Source organism: Enterobacter sp. BIDMC 26 (assembly GCF_000534435.1).
GTDB lineage: Bacteria > Pseudomonadota > Gammaproteobacteria > Enterobacterales > Enterobacteriaceae > Enterobacter > Enterobacter ludwigii.
On record NZ_KI973182.1, the window covers coordinates 4,970,082 to 4,983,972 of the forward strand.

Consider the following 13,891-nt stretch of genomic DNA (forward strand, 5'->3'; position numbering starts at 1 on the left):
CTATGAGTCTGAATTTCCTTGATTTCGAACAGCCGATTGCTGAGCTGGAAGCGAAAATCGATTCTCTGACAGCGGTAAGCCGTCAGGATGAAAAACTGGATATTAACATCGATGAAGAAGTGCATCGTCTGCGTGAGAAAAGCGTAGAACTGACGCGCAAAATCTTTGCCGATCTCGGCGCATGGCAGATCGCCCAGCTGGCGCGTCATCCACAGCGTCCGTACACCCTGGATTATGTCCGCCTGGCGTTTGACGAATTTGACGAACTGGCAGGCGATCGCGCTTACGCTGACGACAAAGCTATCGTCGGCGGCATCGCACGTCTGGACGGGCGCCCGGTGATGATCATTGGTCATCAGAAAGGTCGTGAAACCAAAGAGAAAATTCGCCGTAACTTTGGTATGCCGGCACCAGAAGGCTACCGTAAAGCCCTGCGTCTGATGGAGATGGCTGAGCGTTTCAAGATGCCAATCATCACCTTCATCGACACCCCGGGTGCGTATCCTGGCGTGGGCGCGGAAGAGCGTGGCCAGTCAGAAGCCATCGCACGCAACCTTCGCGAGATGTCTCGCCTGAAGGTGCCGGTCATCTGTACCGTTATCGGTGAAGGGGGTTCCGGTGGTGCGCTGGCGATTGGCGTGGGCGATAAAGTGAATATGCTGCAGTACAGCACCTATTCCGTTATCTCCCCGGAAGGTTGTGCCTCTATTCTGTGGAAGAGCGCCGATAAAGCGCCTCTGGCTGCAGAAGCGATGGGCATCATTGCCCCACGTCTGAAAGAGCTGAAGCTGATCGACTCCGTGATCCCTGAACCTCTGGGTGGCGCGCATCGTAAGCCGGAAGTGATGGCGGCTTCCCTGAAAGCGCAGCTGCTGGCAGACCTGGCGGACCTGGATGTCCTGAGCACAGAAGATCTGCTCAACCGTCGTTACCAGCGTCTGATGACCTACGGTTACGCGTAAGCTTCACAATTATCCTAAAAGCCGCACATTGTTGCGGCTTTTTTTATGCCTGCCGTTTACCTTAACTATGCTTAGCTAATGTTTTTCAAGGAGGTAAACCGTGAACATCATCGCCATTATGGGGCCGCACGGCGTCTTTTATAAAGACGAGCCCATTAAGGAGCTGGAGCACGCCCTTCAGTCCCGTGGGTACCAGCTGATTTGGCCGCACAATAGCGCCGACCTGCTGAAATTTATCGAGCACAACCCTCGCATCTGTGGCGTGATCTTCGACTGGGACGAGTACGACATGGAGTTGTGCAGCGATATCAATAAGCTGAACGAATATCTCCCGCTGTACGCTTTTATTAATACCCACTCGACAATGGACGTGAGCGCTCATGATATGCGAATGGCGCTGTGGTTCTTTGAATACTCACTCGGTGTCGCGGAAGATATTGCGACCCGTATTCAACAGTACACCGGTGAATATCTCGATAACATCACGCCACCGTTTACCCGCGCGCTGTTTACTTACGTCAAAGAAGGCAAATACACCTTCTGCACGCCAGGCCATATGGCAGGGACGGCCTATCAAAAAAGCCCGGTGGGTTGTTTGTTCTATGATTTCTTCGGGGGCAACACGCTCAAAGCGGACGTGTCGATTTCCGTCACTGAACTCGGATCGCTGCTCGATCACACCGGACCGCACCTGGAAGCTGAAGAATACATTGCCCGGACTTTTGGGGCCGAGCAGAGTTATATGGTGACCAACGGCACCTCGACATCAAACAAAATCGTCGGAATGTACGCCGCACCCGCCGGTAGCACCTTGCTGATTGACCGTAACTGCCACAAGTCGCTGGCTCATCTGCTGATGATGAGCGATGTCGTGCCGTTATGGCTCTCCCCGACGCGAAACGCGCTTGGGATCCTCGGCGGGATCCCGCGTCGTGAATTTAGCCACGCCGCGATTGAACATAAGGTCGCGGCGATCCCGGGGGCAAGCTGGCCGATCCATGCGGTCATCACTAACTCCACCTATGACGGTCTGCTCTATAACACCAACTGGATTAAGCAGACGCTGGATGTCCCGTCGATCCACTTTGACTCCGCGTGGGTGCCATACACCAACTTTCACCCGATTTACGCGGGAAAAAGCGGCATGAGCGGTGAGCGCGTGCCGGGCAAAGTGTTTTTCGAAACGCAGTCGACGCACAAAATGCTGGCCGCGTTTTCTCAGGCCTCGCTTATTCACATCAAAGGCGAGTACGACGAAGAGACGTTTAACGAAGCCTTTATGATGCACACCACCACCTCGCCAAGCTATCCGCTGGTGGCCTCTATTGAAACGGCGGCGGCAATGCTGCGCGGGAATCCGGGCAAGCGTCTGATCAATCGGTCTGTGGAGCGGGCGCTGCATTTCCGTAAAGAAGTCCAGCGGCTTAAAGATGAAGCAGACGGCTGGTTCTTCGATATCTGGCAACCCGAAGAGATTGATGAGGCCGAGTGCTGGCCTGTCTCACCTGGCGAGAGCTGGCACGGTTTTCGCGATGCCGACGCCGACCATATGTTCCTCGACCCGGTGAAGGTAACGATCCTGACTCCGGGGATGGACGAACAAGGCACGATGAGTGACGAAGGCATTCCTGCTGCTCTGGTGGCAAAATTCCTTGATGAACGTGGCGTAGTGGTGGAGAAAACCGGCCCGTATAACCTCTTGTTCCTGTTCAGTATTGGGATAGATAAAACCCGTGCGATGGGCTTATTGCGCGGACTGATGGAGTTTAAGCGCGCTTACGATCTCAACCTGCGGGTGAAAAATATGCTGCCGGATCTTTATGCTGAAGATCCTGACTTCTACCGCAATATGCGCATTCAGGATCTGGCTCAGGGGATCCATCGGCTGATCCGTCAGCACGATCTGCCGCGCCTGATGCTGCAGGCGTTTGACGTGCTGCCGGAGATGAAGTTGACCCCACACAAGGCCTGGCAACGTCAGGTGAAAGGGGAGGTTGAAACCGTTGAGCTGGAAAATCTGGTCGGGCGCGTGTCGGCTAACATGATCCTGCCTTATCCGCCGGGCGTACCGTTGTTGATGCCGGGGGAGATGATCACCGAAGAGAGTCGGGCGGTGCTCGATTTTCTGCTGATGCTCTGCTCAGTGGGGCGCCACTATCCGGGCTTTGAGACTGATATTCACGGGGCGAAGCGCGATGAGCAAGGGGTTTACTGGGTGCGAGTCCTAAAATAAGGGCGACAGCTTGCCAGGCCCGGGTTGTCGGTTGTAACGTTCAGGCATCATAAAAAGGAGAAGCTATGCTGGGTTTAAAACAGGTTCACCATATTGCGATCATTGCCACCGATTACGCAAAAAGTAAGGCCTTCTACTGCGATATTCTGGGCTTTACGTTGTTAAGCGAGGCGTATCGTGAGGAGCGTGACTCCTGGAAAGGCGATCTCGCTTTAAACGGGCAATATGTGATTGAGCTGTTCTCTTTTCCTTTTCCGCCAGCACGTCCGTCCCGCCCGGAAGCTTGCGGCCTGCGCCACCTTGCCTTTAGCGTCGACGACATTGATCGCGCCGTAAAACATCTGGAAACCCACGGCGTGAAGTGCGAAGCGATTCGTATCGACCCGTTCACCGACAAGCGTTTTACCTTTTTCAACGATCCGGATGGCCTTCCGCTGGAGCTTTACCAGCAGTAATTTCCACCCTGTGTGATAATGCCCGCTCAGTTCGGGCATTTTTATATGTGATTTTCTATGACCCTACCCGCGATTGCTCAAGCCGTTTCACCGTACCGCCAGCTGCTGGTGGGGTTTAGCGGTGGCCTGGATTCCACCGTTTTGCTCCACCGTCTCAAACTCTGGCGTGACAACGAGCCTGATATTCAGCTTCGGGCGATGCACATTCATCACGGGTTAAGCCCGCACGCGGATGCGTGGGTGGCACACTGCGAGGCGGTGTGTGCGGCATGGGCGATCCCGCTGACTGTTGAACGTGTACATCTCCAGGATGAGGGGCTGGGCATTGAGGCGCAGGCGCGTAAAGCACGCTATGCCGCTTTTGCCGCTGAATTACAGCCTGACGAAGCGCTGGTCACGGCGCAGCATCTCGATGACCAGTGCGAGACGTTATTACTGGCCCTCAAACGAGGAAGCGGCCCGGCGGGATTATCCGCGATGCCAGAACGGGCTGATTTCGCCGGATCGCACCTCCTTCGCCCACTGCTTGGCGAGACGCGAGCCTCGCTGGAAACGTGGGCACGGGAACACGAGCTGAGCTGGATTGAAGATGAAAGCAACCAGGATGACCGCTATGACCGTAACTTCCTGCGTCTGCGTGTCGTACCGCTTCTGAGCGAACGCTGGCCGCACTTTGCAGAAGCGGCAGCACGCAGCGCCATGCTGTGCGCTGAACAGGAGAGTCTGCTGGATGAGCTGCTGAGCGAAGAGCTGGCGGAACTGATTTCCGCGCAGGGATCGCTTACCATCGCACCGCTGGAAGCGATGAGCCCGGCGCGTCGGGCCGCATTGTTACGACGCTGGCTGGCCTCTCACGGTGCCGCTATGCCGTCGCGGGCAATGCTGGCTCGTTTCTGGGATGAAGTCGCCCTGGCGCGGGAAGATGCTACGCCGTGTGTGCACCTGAACGGTTTCGACGTCAGACGCTATAAAGGGGCGCTCTGGTGGGTTAAATCATCTCCCTCGCTCGCCGACAGGGTACTCGACTGGCCGTCGCTTGCGGAACCGCTGCTGTTGCCCTGTGATGCCGGTCGTGTGTCTTTGGTGCCAACCGGCCATGTACGTCTGCCTGAACCCGGGGAGCCGGTCACCGTGCGCTTTAAGGCGGGCGGTCTGCTGCATATTGTCGGGCGCAACGGAGGGCGGAAGCTGAAGAAAATCTGGCAGGAGAGCAATGTGCCGCCCTGGCGACGCGATACCACGCCGCTACTTTTCTACGGTGAAACGCTGATTGCTGCAGCAGGGGTATTCATTACGCAAGAGGGGTGGGCAGAAACGGGCATGCAGTTTGAGTGGAAAGCGTAACGGGCAGCCGGGCTGCCCGTTAGTGTCATCAGGATTCGCTCACCACAACGGTGCCGATTTGCGGGTGGCTGAAACTGGCAATTTTGTCCAGACGTAGCTCACGCGTCGCCCCGGCATCTTCCACTATCAGATATTCCACATTCTTTCGCGAAACCAGGTCGCTGGCTTTTGCCTTCAACACTTCGCCATCTTTTAACTCCAGCGTCAGTATTAAATGATGCTGGCAGGCGAGTTCGAGGTTGTCATAGTCATCACAATTGATGGGTTGATAAGTTTCATTCATTGACATAATCGCTCACCAGTAAATTCGCCGCAGCATACGCTGCTTTTTCCCTGACCGATTCTGAAAGGCCCTCATCAGAGGCCACTTCATTAAGCACTTTCAATACACAGCCCAACGCGTCCGGGACATACCCCAGATCTCCGCTGGCGATTTCCGCATACCGTTTGCGAATTAACTCACAATAATTATTCACATCCCCTCCCGCCAGCGCACTGACTTACTGTGAGATATCATTAAGCCTACGAAGATAAACTCGGTTTAGCAAGGTGACTATACCATACTCATTTAAGCAATATCAGCGCCTTGATAGCCGGTGAATGTTCACCCGGGAACAGCCTTTTTATTCCTTTTTCGCTACAATGTGCGCCTGATTCGAAAGGAGTTCTCTCATGGCGCTGAAAGCGACAATTTATAAAGCTGTGGTCAATGTGGCAGATCTTGACCGCAACCAGTTCCTGGATGCGTCACTCACTCTGGCACGCCACCCCTCTGAAACCCAGGAGCGCATGATGCTGCGCCTGCTGGCGTGGATAAAGTATGCTGACGAGCGTCTGCAATTTAGCCGTGGCTTAAGCGCTGAGGACGAGCCAGAGGCCTGGCTGCACAACGATCATCTGGGTATCGATTTATGGATTGAACTCGGTCTGCCGGATGAGCGCCGCATTAAAAAGGCCTGCACGCAGTCCGCTAACGTGGCGTTATTCGCGTATAATCAACGTGCTGCGGAAATCTGGTGGCAGCAAAGCAAGAGCAAGTGCGGGCAGTTTGCCAACCTTACCGTCTGGTATCTGGACGATGAGCAGCTGGCGAAGCTGAGCGAGTTTGCCAGCCGGACGATGGTCCTGCAGGCCACAATTCAGGACGGCGCTATCTGGCTTTCTGATTCTCAGAATAATCTGGAAATTCATTTGACGGCGTGGCAGCCAGCGCCATGATTGTCTTGTCCCGAAACGTTAGCATCCCTGACAATGAGCTGGAGATCACCGCCATCCGTGCTCAGGGGGCGGGTGGACAGCACGTTAACAAGGCTTCAACGGCTATCCATTTGCGCTTTGACATTCGGGCCTCCAGCCTGCCAGAGTATTACAAAGAAAGCCTGCTCGCTGCCAGCCATCATCTGATCACCAGTGATGGCGTGATTGTGATTAAAGCGCAGGAGTACCGCAGCCAGGAGTTGAACCGCGAAGCGGCGATTGCCAGACTGGTGTCGATGATTAAAGAACTAACGGCAGTGCAAAAAAGCCGTCGGGCAACGCGACCGACCCGCGCATCGAAAGAGCGTCGGCTATCGTCGAAGGCCCAAAAATCCACAGTGAAAGCACTACGCGGTAAAGTTCGTCGCCCTACGGAGTGACGAAAAGGAACACAATTTCATAAGGAATTCATTGTGAAAAAAGCATTATTGTCAGCGCTGGCAGTGAGTACGCTGTTTGCGCTTTTCGGGTGTAACAACCGTTCTGAAACGCAGGTCGTGCAGCCTGCGCAGAATGAAGAGTTAAAACCAATGCAGCAGAGCTGGCGCGGCGTTTTACCGTGTGCCGACTGCGAGGGCATTGAAACGTCACTGTTCCTGCAGAAAGACGGTACCTGGGTTATGAACCAGCGTTATCAGGGGGCGAAAGAACCATCTTCCTTTGCGAGCTACGGGACATGGGCGCGTACGGCTGAGAAGCTGGTACTGACGGATACCACCGGTGAGAAAACCTATTTCCGCGCCAAAGGTGAAGGGATGGAGATGCTCGACCGCGAAGGCAATCCGATTGAGTCCCAGTTCAACTATACGCTGGCCCCGGTGAAAGCGGCCCTGCCTGCAACGCCAATGCCAATGCGTGGGATGTATTTCTATATGGCGGATGCGGCGATCTTTACCGACTGCGCCACCGGCAAGAAAATCAGCGTGGCGAACAATGCGCAGCTGGAGCGTGATTACGCTGTTGCGCGTGGCAATGACAGCAAGCCAGTCCTGCTGACGGTAGATGGTCACTTTACGCTGGAGCCGAACCCGGACAGCGGAGAGCTGGTGAAAACGCTGGTGGCAGATAAAGACGCGAAGTTTGTTGCGGGCAAAGACTGTAACAGCAAATAAGCCGATATCGGCCCATTAAAAAACCCCGCCTGAGCGGGGTTTTTTGTTTAACGTTAACCTTTGATGGCTTTCACCAGGTAATCAAGAATGTCGCCAGTCTTGATCATCTGCTTTTCACCACTGCGACGGTATTTGTATTCAATGTCGTCGCTGTCGAGGTTACGGTCGCCGATGACTACGGTGTGCGGGATACCGATCAGTTCCATATCGGCAAACATCACGCCTGGACGCTCTTTACGGTCATCCATCAGCACTTCGATACCCTGAGCGCGCAGCTCGGAGTAAAGTTTTTCGGCCAGCTCCTGCACGCGGTAAGACTTGTGCATGTTCATTGGCAGAATAGCCACCTGGAACGGGGCGATATTGTCTGGCCAGACGATGCCACGTTCGTCGTAGTTTTGCTCAATGGCGGCTGCAACCACACGCGTCACACCGATACCGTAGCAACCCATGGTCAGGATCTGGTTGCGGCCATCTTCCCCCTGAACGGCGGCATTCAGCGCGCGGGAATATTTATCCCCCAGCTGGAAGATGTGGCCCACTTCGATACCGCGTTTGATCATCAGGGTGCCCTGGCCGTCCGGGCTTGGATCGCCTGCCACCACGTTACGGATATCAGCGACTTCCGGCGTCGCGACATCGCGATCCCAGTTGATGCCGAAGTAATGTTTACCGTCGATGTTAGCGCCAGCGGCGAAGTCGCTCATTGCGGCTACCGTACGGTCAATAACCACCGGAACCGGCATATTCACCGGGCCCAGAGAGCCAGGACCTGCGTTCACGACGGCACGGATTTCCGCTTCCGTTGCGAACGTCAGCGGGCTGGCAACCTGAGGCAGCTTCTCAGCTTTCACTTCGTTCAGTTCGTGATCGCCACGCACCAGCAGGGCAACCAGCGGGTACGCGCTACCTTCGGTGGATTTCACCAGCAGGGTTTTTACCGTTTTTTCGACGGGCAGGTTGAACTGCTCAACCAGCTCGGCAATGGTTTTTGCGTGAGGTGTATCAACCAGCGTCATCTCTTCGGTTGCAGCAGCACGTGGCGCTTTAGGGGCCAGCGCTTCTGCAAACTCGATGTTCGCGGCGTAATCAGAAGAGTCAGAGAAGATCACATCGTCTTCGCCGCTCTGAGCCAGAACCTGGAACTCATGAGACGCGCTTCCGCCGATAGAACCGGTATCAGCCTGCACAGCACGGAAATCCAGCCCCATACGGGAGAAGATTTTGCTGTAAGCCTCGTACATTTTGTCGTAGGTCTCTTGCAGCGATTCCTGAGACGTATGGAAAGAGTAAGCATCTTTCATCAGGAATTCGCGTGAGCGCATGACGCCGAAACGTGGGCGAACTTCATCACGGAACTTGGTCTGGATCTGGAAGAAGTTCAGCGGCAGCTGTTTGTAAGAGCTCAGCTCATTACGAATCAGGTCGGTAATGACTTCTTCATGCGTTGGGCCGAGGACGAATGGACGCTCGCCACGATCAACGAAACGCAGCAGCTCAGGGCCATATTGCTCCCAACGGCCGCTCTCCTGCCACAGGTCAGCGGGCTGAACCACAGGCATGGACACCTCGATAGCACCGGCGTTGTTCATCTCTTCACGCACGATGTTTTCGACTTTTTTCAGGACGCGCACGCCGGTCGGCAGCCAGGTATATAACCCGGAGGCCAGCTTGCGGATCATCCCGGCGCGCAGCATCAGCTGATGGCTGATCACTTCGGCGTCGGCAGGCGTCTCCTTCAGAGTGGAGAGCAGATATTGGCTAGTACGCATGTTGTTACGGTTCCATTTCGACGATTGGAACAGGCTGAAACACCAGCCTGAGACAAAAAAAGTGGTTTAGTTTACCAGTGTGGCAAAGATGCCAAAAGAGAGGAGGACAAAATTACCTGGGTTCAAGGGCAAACACTTCAAAACCTGCCCCGGTCACGCGCCAGCGAACGTTAAAATCCAGCAGCCAGACGGCGTAGGTTTTCCCGGCGTCCTCTTCTTTACGATAGGCCGGACGGGGGTCCTGAGCCAGCACTTCGGTGATAAAGTCACGAAGGCGGGGATAGCGTGTTTCCAGCTGCTCAAGCTGCGTGGTTATCTCAGCCGTGAAGTGAACAGGCATATCTGCCTGCGGTGCTTCCTGTGCATAGCTTGCGCGGGCGTCGGGTAACGCTTCGGCAAAGGGGAGATACGGCTTGATATCGATAACCGGCGTGCCATCAACCAGGTCAAGGCTGCCTAATTCCAGTATGACCTGATCCTTTTGACAGCGTATACCTTTCAGTTCGACCAGCGACATCCCGACAGGGTTTGGACGGAAGGTTGAGCGCGTCGCAAACACGCCCATCCTGGCGTTGCCTCCCAGGCGAGGAGGGCGTACGGTCGGACGCCAGCCACCTTCCATCGTCTGGTGAAACACAAACACAATCCATAAGTGGCTGAATGCTTCGAGCCCGCGTACGGCATCGGCCTGATTGTAGGGCGCGATCAAGTGAAGCTCGCCACCGCTGGTGACCAGACCTGGCTGGCGTGGCACGGCGAACTTCTCTTTATAGGGAGAGCGAATAACGCCTATCTGTTCGAACTGAAATGAACTCATTTCGCCGTAATGTTCAGCGCCGAGCCGATGCAAACCGCCTGACGGTAGCAACCCGGTGTTCCACTGGTCACTTCGCAGCTATGCAGCAGAACCGCGTTGGCTTTCATTTTTGCCGCGTTGATCTGCATGCGTTTACGCGCTGTTGGGATATTCGGTGGAGAGTCCTGATTGGTAGCCTGACAGGATTCGCCGCTTACTTCACCCAGTTCACGGAAAGGTTTACCCACGAGTTCGTCAGCTTTGGTAATAATGCGAACCGGCGCAGGGCGAGGCGCTTTCGGTTTTACGGGTTCTGCTTTTGGCGGGGTTGCCGTGCTTTGGACAGGTTCAACAGGAGATCTGCTTAGCATAGAACAGCCGCTCAGCATGAGTGCTAAAAGACAGATCGGTAAAGCACGCATAATAATTCCTCAATGGATAATCAAAACGTCAGATATTGAATCAGTTGACTGCACAAATGACAAGACGGGCATAAGCCCGTCTTGATGATATTACACTGAGGTGAGATTACCAGCCCTTAACAGCGCCGCCGTTAAACACTTTGTTGGCTTCCTGGTAAACTTCGTCAGACTGATAAGCCTGTACGAACTTCTTCACGTTTTCCGCATCTTTGTTGTCTTCGCGAGTCACGATCAGGTTTACATACGGGGAGTCTTTGTCTTCAACGAAGATACCGTCTTTCGCTGGCGTCAGGCCAATCTGGCTGGCGTACGTGGTGTTGATAACGGCCAGGGCAATCTGCGCGTCGTCGAGAGAACGTGGCAGCTGTGGGGCTTCCAGCTCAACAATTTTCAGATTTTTCGGGTTCTCGGTGACATCCAGAACGGTTGGCAGCAGGCCAACACCGTCTTTCAGTTTAATCAGGCCCACTTTCTGCAGCAGCAGCAGGGAACGGCCAAGGTTGGTTGGGTCGTTAGGGACGGCAACCTGAGAGCCTGGCTGCAGTTCGTCCAGAGATTTAATTTTCTTGGAGTAACCGGCAATAGGGTAAACAAAGGTGTTACCCACACCCACCAGTTTATAGCCGCGATCCTTGATCTGCTGATCCAGGTAAGGTTTGTGCTGGAAGGCGTTGGCGTCGATATCGCCTTTGCTCAGCGCTTCGTTCGGCAGAACGTAATCGTTAAAGGTCACCAGCTCAACGTCCAGACCATACTTCTCTTTCGCGACTTTCTGCGCGACTTCAGCAACCTGCTGTTCTGCACCCACGATAACGCCCACTTTGATGTGGTTTGGATCTTTTTCGTCCTGACCGCAACCCACCAGTGCCAGAGAGCCGATCAGCGCGCCTACCGCTGCAAAGGTCTTTAATTTAAACGCCATGTTATATCCTTAACTCGTCGAGTTTGTGTTGTGTGTAACGTTATTTGTGAGTAACAGTCCGGACGATGCGATCGCCAGAGAACTGGATTAAGTAAACCAGCACAACCAGCAATACCAGAACGGTATTCATTACGGTAGCGTTATAACCAATATAGCCGTACTGGTAGCCAATCTGGCCTAAACCGCCGGCGCCAACGGCACCGCCCATCGCGGAATAACCCACCAGAGTAATCAACGTAATGGTTGCCGCATTCACCAGCCCTGGCAGCGCTTCAGGTAGCAGGACTTTACGCACGATCTGCATTGGCGTTGCCCCCATCGCGCGGGAAGCCTCGATCAAACCGGTCGGAATTTCCAGCAGGGCGTTTTCCACCATACGGGCGATAAACGGCGCAGCTCCTACGGTCAGCGGAACGATGGCTGCCTGCAAACCGATAGACGTTCCCACGATCACACGGGTAAATGGAATCATCCACACCAGCAGAATAATGAACGGGATAGAACGGAAGATATTCACCAGTGCAGACAGGGTGCGATACAGCTTCGCGTTCTCAATGATTTGTCCCGGGCGCGTCACATACAACAGCACGCCGACCGGCAGACCAATCACAAAACCAAAGAAGCCTGATACAAAGGTCATTGCCAGCGTTTCCCAAACGCCGCGAACCAGCAGCCACATCATCGGCTCAGACATAACCCAGTACCTCTACTTTTACGTGATGTTCTTGCAGCCAGGCAATGGCCGCCTGGGTTTCTGCTTGTGTGCCGTGCATTTCCGTCAGCATGATGCCGAACTTCACGCCACCGGCGTAATCCATTTGCGCGCTGATGATGTTGTTATTCACATTAAAGCGGCGCGCGGTTTCGGACAGCAGCGGTGCATCGACGGACTGGCCAGTGAACTCCATACGCAGCATCGGGACGCTGTCCGCGGTCGATTCTGTTTTTAAACGCTCCAGATAATCTTCCGGAATATCCAGGTGCAGCGTGGACTGAATAAACTGTTGTGCCAGTGGGGTTTTCGGATGGGAAAACACTTCGCTGACCGTGTCTTGCTCAATCAACTCACCGTTGCTGATTACCGCGACGCAATCACAGATGCGTTTCACCACGTCCATTTCATGTGTAATAAGGAGAATGGTCAGGCCGAGGCGACGGTTGATGTCCTTCAGCAGCTCCAGAATGGAACGCGTAGTGGCGGGATCTAATGCGCTGGTGGCTTCATCGCACAGCAGCACTTTCGGGTTACTTGCCAGCGCGCGGGCAATGGCCACACGCTGTTTTTGTCCACCGGACAGGTTTGCCGGGTAGCTATCGTGTTTATCACCCAGTCCAACGAGATCCAGCAGTTCGGTTACGCGACGCTTAACTTCTTCTTTTGGCGTGTTGTCCAGTTCCAGCGGCAAGGCAACGTTGCCAAACACCGTACGGGAGGCCAGCAGGTTAAAGTGCTGGAAGATCATGCCAATCTGGCGGCGTGCTTTCGTCAGTTCTTTCTCTGAAAGGGCGGTCAGTTCCTGCCCGCCTACTTCTACACGACCCTGGGTTGGGCGCTCAAGCAGGTTAACACAACGGATCAGCGTACTTTTACCTGCACCCGATGCGCCAATGACGCCATAAATTTGACCAGCAGGAACATGCAGGCTGACATTGTTCAGCGCCTGAATGGTTCGGTTCCCCTGCTGGAACACTTTGGTGATATTGGAAAGTTTAATCATTAGATTATTTTTATCGTATGTAAGTTAGCCGTGGCATTTTCTTCTGCCAGATACGGGTGATGACCGTAAACAAAACGGATGTTAAGGCATCCAGACGTCTAAATCAATCCAACTCTGTACGATGAGCACTTTATTGCGCTGCGATTCATGAGATACTAGCTGTACATGCCTTTTTCAGGAGCAAACCGGTGGCAAAATCAGTACCCGCAATTTTTCTCGATCGTGATGGCACTATCAATGTGGATCACGGTTATGTCCACGAGATTGATGAGTTCGAGTTTATCGAGGGCGTTATCGATGCCATGCGCCAGCTGAAAGAGATGGGCTATGCGCTGGTGGTCGTGACCAACCAGTCCGGTATCGCACGTGGAAAATTCACCGAGGCGCAATTCGAGACGCTGACGGAATGGATGGACTGGTCGCTGGCTGACCGCGGTGTCGAACTTGATGGCATTTACTATTGCCCGCACCACCCGCAGGGAACTGTAGAAGAGTTTCGCCAGACGTGTGATTGCCGCAAGCCGCATCCGGGAATGTTTATCTCTGCGCAGGAATTCCTGCATATCGATATGGCTGCTTCTTATATGGTGGGCGATAAACTGGAAGATATGCAGGCAGCAATCGCCGCAGGTGTGGGGACTAAAATACTTGTGCGCACCGGCAAACCTGTGACCCCTGAAGCAGAGAGTGCCGCGGATTGGGTGATTAATAGCCTGGCAGAGCTGCCAAAAGAGATTAAAAAGCACCAAAAATAGCCTTTTTGGTGAAAAGGTGAGCGGTCGAAATAAAAATGCATATTTCCGCTTGTCATTCCTCGGTGGCACCCTATAATGCGCCTCCATCGACACGGCAGATGTGAATCACTTCACAGTTAACCCGGTCGGTTGAAGAGAAAAAA

Annotated in this window: 16 protein-coding genes; 8 read left to right on the forward strand and 8 right to left on the reverse strand. The window is 54.1% G+C overall.

Features of this window, described 5'->3' with window-relative positions; translation table 11 throughout:
* Positions 1-2: 2 nt before the first annotated feature.
* From accA to tilS, 4 genes are all read left to right on the forward strand, one after another.
* Entirely contained in the window at positions 3-962 is a 960-nt protein-coding gene (gene accA / locus L462_RS00370) for an acetyl-CoA carboxylase carboxyl transferase subunit alpha (protein ID WP_014168716.1), read from the forward strand.
* A 100-nt stretch (positions 963-1,062) separates the two neighbouring features.
* A complete protein-coding gene (locus L462_RS00365; protein ID WP_014168717.1) occupies positions 1,063-3,195 on the forward strand; it encodes a lysine decarboxylase LdcC in 2,133 nt (710 codons plus the stop codon).
* A 65-nt stretch (positions 3,196-3,260) separates the two neighbouring features.
* On the forward strand, positions 3,261-3,650 hold the full coding sequence (locus L462_RS00360; protein WP_014168718.1) for a VOC family protein: 390 nt from the start codon (positions 3,261-3,263) through the stop codon (positions 3,648-3,650).
* Positions 3,651-3,707: 57 nt separating this feature from the next.
* Positions 3,708-4,994, forward strand: coding sequence for a tRNA lysidine(34) synthetase TilS (gene tilS / locus L462_RS00355; protein ID WP_032679645.1), 1,287 nt, complete (start codon positions 3,708-3,710; stop codon positions 4,992-4,994).
* Positions 4,995-5,022: 28 nt separating this feature from the next.
* Here tilS and rof read toward each other — a convergent pair whose 3' ends face one another.
* Both rof and L462_RS00345 read right to left on the reverse strand, forming a co-directional pair.
* Positions 5,023-5,283, reverse strand: coding sequence for a Rho-binding antiterminator (rof, locus tag L462_RS00350; protein ID WP_014168720.1), 261 nt, complete (start codon positions 5,281-5,283; stop codon positions 5,023-5,025).
* On the reverse strand, positions 5,270-5,470 hold the full coding sequence (locus L462_RS00345) for a YaeP family protein (RefSeq protein ID WP_014168721.1): 201 nt from the start codon (positions 5,468-5,470) through the stop codon (positions 5,270-5,272). The genes rof and L462_RS00345 overlap by 14 nt, the downstream gene beginning before the upstream one ends.
* A 196-nt stretch (positions 5,471-5,666) precedes the next feature.
* Between L462_RS00345 and L462_RS00340 the strand changes: the two genes are divergently transcribed.
* From L462_RS00340 to nlpE, 3 genes are read left to right on the forward strand one after another with little or no spacing between them, the layout of a single operon-like run.
* Positions 5,667-6,212, forward strand: a complete 546-nt coding sequence (locus L462_RS00340; protein WP_014168722.1) for a YaeQ family protein — start codon at positions 5,667-5,669, stop codon at positions 6,210-6,212.
* A complete protein-coding gene (gene arfB, locus L462_RS00335) occupies positions 6,209-6,631 on the forward strand; it encodes an alternative ribosome rescue aminoacyl-tRNA hydrolase ArfB (RefSeq protein ID WP_020882624.1) in 423 nt (140 codons plus the stop codon). Before L462_RS00340 ends, arfB begins: the two co-directional genes overlap by 4 nt.
* 33 nt (positions 6,632-6,664) lie before the next feature.
* On the forward strand, positions 6,665-7,363 hold the full coding sequence (gene nlpE / locus L462_RS00330) for an envelope stress response activation lipoprotein NlpE (protein ID WP_014168724.1): 699 nt from the start codon (positions 6,665-6,667) through the stop codon (positions 7,361-7,363).
* A gap of 53 nt (positions 7,364-7,416) precedes the next feature.
* Here nlpE and proS read toward each other — a convergent pair whose 3' ends face one another.
* The 6 genes from proS to metN form a co-directional block, all read right to left on the reverse strand.
* On the reverse strand, positions 7,417-9,135 hold the full coding sequence (gene proS, locus L462_RS00325; protein WP_014168725.1) for a proline--tRNA ligase: 1,719 nt from the start codon (positions 9,133-9,135) through the stop codon (positions 7,417-7,419).
* Between the two features lie 112 nt (positions 9,136-9,247).
* Positions 9,248-9,952 carry a tRNA (N6-threonylcarbamoyladenosine(37)-N6)-methyltransferase TrmO gene (gene tsaA, locus L462_RS00320; RefSeq protein ID WP_032679646.1) on the reverse strand — a complete coding sequence of 235 codons (705 nt, stop codon included), beginning with the start codon at positions 9,950-9,952 and terminating at the stop codon, positions 9,248-9,250.
* Entirely contained in the window at positions 9,949-10,353 is a 405-nt protein-coding gene (gene rcsF, locus L462_RS00315; protein ID WP_014168727.1) for an Rcs stress response system protein RcsF, read from the reverse strand. Before rcsF ends, tsaA begins: the two co-directional genes overlap by 4 nt.
* Before the next feature lie 106 nt (positions 10,354-10,459).
* Positions 10,460-11,275, reverse strand: coding sequence for a methionine ABC transporter substrate-binding lipoprotein MetQ (gene metQ / locus L462_RS00310; protein WP_014168729.1), 816 nt, complete (start codon positions 11,273-11,275; stop codon positions 10,460-10,462).
* Between the two features lie 40 nt (positions 11,276-11,315).
* Complete coding sequence (locus tag L462_RS00305; RefSeq protein WP_014168730.1) at positions 11,316-11,969, reverse strand: methionine ABC transporter permease MetI; 654 nt, start codon at positions 11,967-11,969, stop codon at positions 11,316-11,318.
* Positions 11,962-12,993: a methionine ABC transporter ATP-binding protein MetN gene (metN, locus tag L462_RS00300; RefSeq protein WP_014168731.1), complete on the reverse strand. Its 1,032-nt coding sequence runs from the start codon at positions 12,991-12,993 to the stop codon at positions 11,962-11,964. Before metN ends, L462_RS00305 begins: the two co-directional genes overlap by 8 nt.
* 188 nt (positions 12,994-13,181) lie before the next feature.
* Here metN and gmhB point away from each other — a divergent pair, with 188 nt between their 5' ends.
* Positions 13,182-13,748 (forward strand): D-glycero-beta-D-manno-heptose 1,7-bisphosphate 7-phosphatase, encoded by a 567-nt coding sequence (gmhB, locus tag L462_RS00295; protein WP_032679647.1) that lies wholly within the window; start codon positions 13,182-13,184, stop codon positions 13,746-13,748.
* Positions 13,749-13,891: the final 143 nt, after the last annotated feature.

Bases quoted from the DNA above. Each gene is read 5' to 3' on its own strand.
- L462_RS00305 (WP_014168730.1), bottom strand. From the start codon at position 11,969: ATGTCTGAGCCGATGATGTGGCTGCTGGTTCGCGGCGTTTGGGAAACG.
- L462_RS00360 (WP_014168718.1), top strand. From the start codon at position 3,261: ATGCTGGGTTTAAAACAGGTTCACCATATTGCGATCATTGCCACCGAT.
- metQ (WP_014168729.1), bottom strand. From the start codon at position 11,275: ATGGCGTTTAAATTAAAGACCTTTGCAGCGGTAGGCGCGCTGATCGGC.
- metN (WP_014168731.1), bottom strand. From the start codon at position 12,993: ATGATTAAACTTTCCAATATCACCAAAGTGTTCCAGCAGGGGAACCGA.
- L462_RS00340 (WP_014168722.1), top strand. From the start codon at position 5,667: ATGGCGCTGAAAGCGACAATTTATAAAGCTGTGGTCAATGTGGCAGAT.
- tsaA (WP_032679646.1), bottom strand. From the start codon at position 9,952: ATGAGTTCATTTCAGTTCGAACAGATAGGCGTTATTCGCTCTCCCTAT.
- proS (WP_014168725.1), bottom strand. From the start codon at position 9,135: ATGCGTACTAGCCAATATCTGCTCTCCACTCTGAAGGAGACGCCTGCC.
- rof (WP_014168720.1), bottom strand. From the start codon at position 5,283: ATGTCAATGAATGAAACTTATCAACCCATCAATTGTGATGACTATGAC.
- tilS (WP_032679645.1), top strand. From the start codon at position 3,708: ATGACCCTACCCGCGATTGCTCAAGCCGTTTCACCGTACCGCCAGCTG.
- arfB (WP_020882624.1), top strand. From the start codon at position 6,209: ATGATTGTCTTGTCCCGAAACGTTAGCATCCCTGACAATGAGCTGGAG.
- rcsF (WP_014168727.1), bottom strand. From the start codon at position 10,353: ATGCGTGCTTTACCGATCTGTCTTTTAGCACTCATGCTGAGCGGCTGT.
- accA (WP_014168716.1), top strand. From the start codon at position 3: ATGAGTCTGAATTTCCTTGATTTCGAACAGCCGATTGCTGAGCTGGAA.